This window comes from Nucisporomicrobium flavum (assembly GCF_016464385.1).
Taxonomy (GTDB): Bacteria; Actinomycetota; Actinomycetes; order Mycobacteriales; family Micromonosporaceae; genus Actinoplanes; species Actinoplanes flavus_A.
The window spans coordinates 1-2,970 of record NZ_JADMLH010000043.1; the positions used below are offsets into that span (position 1 = coordinate 1).

The window sequence follows — 2,970 nt, forward strand, 5'->3', positions numbered from 1 at the left end:
GTCGGGCTGACAGGATTTGAACCTGCGACCCCTTGACCCCCAGGACATGAAAGGTCCAGCGACGTGCTAGCAAACGTTTTACCAGGTCGCTGACAAGTATACCCGGCCGAGTAAAGGTGTGGCTGCCAACTACCCCCTGAGGCACCCAGCGCAGGCTGTCTACCAGGAGCTTTCCTATCCGGGATCCCTCGAACGAGTTCTCCTGGAACTTTATCAGTGTCCTGCCGGCGCCCCAGTGAGCCGATCCATCCGATGAGCGGCGTGCTGACCCACCAACTGATTGACCACCCTTGATCGGAACCCGATCATGCTCGCACTTTCTTCTTCGCTAACGATTCTCCCGTCAAATTCCCCCGGGCACCAACCGCGATTTCGGCCAATCGCCGTTGCTCGATTCCATCGATTATTATAACGGCCGCGGCAGTTCCACTGACGGGCAATGCAGGCGGGACAGTCTCGGAGTCGTGTCCCGCAGGTTCGGCCCGCGATTACTCAGAGCCGGATGCGTCTTCCGGGCCTCAGCGGGTGCGGTTCTCGACGGATCTGCTTACGTCAGGGAGAAGGTGCGTGGTGCAGTCAGCCCAGTTTCGCAGCGGCCTTGGTTGGATTTCGGATGCTGTCATCAGCTTAGCGATCCGGTCCGAGGCCTGCAGGCGCCTGGCCGCGCTGACTCGGGTGTAGTAGCGCATGAGGGTGGCCGGATCGTGGCCGAGGCGCTCAGCGACTTCGTGGACGCCGTAGCCGGCGTCCAGCAGCGTCGACGCGATCAGGTGCCGAATCTGGTGCGGGCCGATCGGCCGGACCTTCGCGGCTGCGGCCAGCTGGTTGAACCGGTCGGTGAGGTTGTCAGGGCGGATCGGCTGACCCCAGCGGCCGGCGAACACATACCGCGATGGCGGCCCCGCTGCGAGCGGCCCGAGCAATTCGAGTGTCACCGGATCAAGGACCAGCGTTCGAATACCGTTGTGTGACTTCGGCGGCTTCACCCGAACCCGGCCTCCCGGATCCTCGACCACCAGCTGCCGCCGCACGGTCAGGGCGCCTTGCAGCGGCTCGAGGACCGCAGCGTAGACCGCACAGCTCACCGCGCCGTAGCCCAGTCACCAGCAGCAGCCGCCACAACGGATACAGACGATCATCCGCGACGTGGTCTCCGAAACGCCGCGCCTCGGCGAGCGACCACACCAGTCGCTCTTTGTCACTCTCGCGCGGCCTGCGCGCACCCAAGGTCCGGCCGACCTCCTCCGCGAAGGCCTTCGCCAACACCAGGTTCAGCGTCCGCAGGGTGGTACGGGAGTAACCGCAGCCTTCCAACTCCCGATAGGCCCGCTCGACCATCCGAGCGCTGAGCCGTCCGGCGCGTACACCGCCCACGTACGGATAGATCAGACCGAACAGCCACCGGTAGCCGTACACCGTGTTCGGCTCAAGCTCCTGCTCCCGGGACAGCACCCAGCCCTCACAAACGCTCTGCACACTGTCACTCAGTCGTGGCGTCGGGTGCTGCGCGTCCCGCTGCCGGCACAGCCGGACATATTCAATTTTCGCTGCCTTCGCCGTGGTGAAGCCGGACCGCCGGGCCTGCACCCGAATCCCTTCGTGGTCACGACCCATCTCCAGCCGGAACCCGAACAGCCCTGTCACCGGGTCTTGAACAATCGCTTCGGTATCGGACATGGCCCGCGCCTCCGCTCCAGTCATGGCTCCCAGATAGGAGGAATCTTCACCTTGACCAACGAGCGGCGTCGCACGCAGCAACCCGCAAGTGTCGATGTCACTCGATCAGGCGGTGATCGAAATAAAGACCTGCAGGCCCGCAACGCAGCGCCGAGCAAGTCCCGCTCGATTAAGCCCCCGGCCGCCCAACGCCTGGTCTGGCCATCCTTCTCCGTCCATCGGCTATCCACGTTGGCACAACCATGCCATGGCGAGGGAGAACGGAGATCCTTTGCGGCTTGTAACCGCACCTGGCCCGTCAGGACGATCTTTTCGAGCCGGCCCGGCGCACTCTTGCGGAGCGGGACGCGGCGAAGGTGGCCGAATTGACGGCGGCGGGCCAGTCGATCAGTGCGGTCACGGTCAAGCGGATGCGGCTGCGTCGTCCTCCCGCACTGACTCGCCGAACCGTCGGTCTTCGGGCCCGCGTTTCAACGACGGTTCAACGTTTGCTCAACAGCCGCGATCCACGGTGGTTCCCATCGGCCGGCCGACGCGGCGGGCCACCTCCGGAAGGATCAACAGATGCGTTACGTTTCAGCGGCTGCGGCGGCCGTCGGCAGCGTGCTGGCCCTCGGCACGGCGCCGGCGTCGGCGGCACCGGCCGAACCGGTGGCCAACCACTGCATGGCCGAGATCGGCAACCCGTCCTCCGAGAAGTGCTTCGCCACCTTCCAGGAGGCCCGCGAGTACTTCGTGGCCATGGGCGGGCAGATGGGCGAGCCCAAGGGCGGCGCGCCCGGGGCCAGGGCGGCCCAGGCCAACCTCGGCGTCATCCCGACGCTGATCGAGATCGCCTACGACTGGAACTACCAGAACCCGCTCGGCGGGACCTACTGGTTCTGGCGCAACAACGGCGGCTGCACGAGCACCACGGCCGACCTTGACTACACCCAGGACCCGATGCCGAGCGGCTGGGTGAACCGCGTCTCCTCGTCCACGCTGTTCTCGCACTGCTGGGCGAAGCACTTCGAGGACCCGAGCTTCGGTGGCGCGTCGGACGGCTATCGCGGCTCGGCCGGCAACCTCAACGTGGGGACGAACGACAAGGTGTCGTCGATCAAGTGGTCCTGACGGCCGACGGGAACGATCAGCGGCCGATCGTCCGGCGGGGCCGGACGATCGGCCTCGCTGCGCCTGGACGACACCGACCTGGTCGATCTTCCGTACACGGCCCGTCGCGACATGCTCGCCGGGCCCGACCTGTTCGGCGAGTACACGCGGGTGCCGGCGAACCGGACAGTGGGCCAGGAT

General features: G+C 65.8%; 3 protein-coding genes. 1 reads left to right on the forward strand and 2 read right to left on the reverse strand.

The annotated features are described in order from the left end of the window. Positions 1-518: 518 nt before the first annotated feature. Entirely contained in the window at positions 519-935 is a 417-nt protein-coding gene (locus tag IT780_RS42475) for a tyrosine-type recombinase/integrase (protein ID WP_307831678.1), read from the reverse strand. A 4-nt stretch (positions 936-939) separates the two neighbouring features. Further along, positions 940-1,677 (reverse strand): site-specific integrase, encoded by a 738-nt coding sequence (locus tag IT780_RS42480; RefSeq protein WP_233414383.1) that lies wholly within the window; start codon positions 1,675-1,677, stop codon positions 940-942. 564 nt (positions 1,678-2,241) lie between these two features. On the opposite strand from IT780_RS42480, the gene IT780_RS41405 reads away from it, so the two are divergent. Then, on the forward strand, positions 2,242-2,790 hold the full coding sequence (locus IT780_RS41405; protein ID WP_199517383.1) for a hypothetical protein: 549 nt from the start codon (positions 2,242-2,244) through the stop codon (positions 2,788-2,790). Positions 2,791-2,970 lie beyond the last annotated feature (180 nt).

Coding starts and splice junctions, on each gene's coding strand:
- IT780_RS42480 (WP_233414383.1), bottom strand. CDS start 1,677: ATGTCCGATACCGAAGCGATTGTTCAAGACCCGGTGACAGGGCTGTTC.
- IT780_RS41405 (WP_199517383.1), top strand. CDS start 2,242: ATGCGTTACGTTTCAGCGGCTGCGGCGGCCGTCGGCAGCGTGCTGGCC.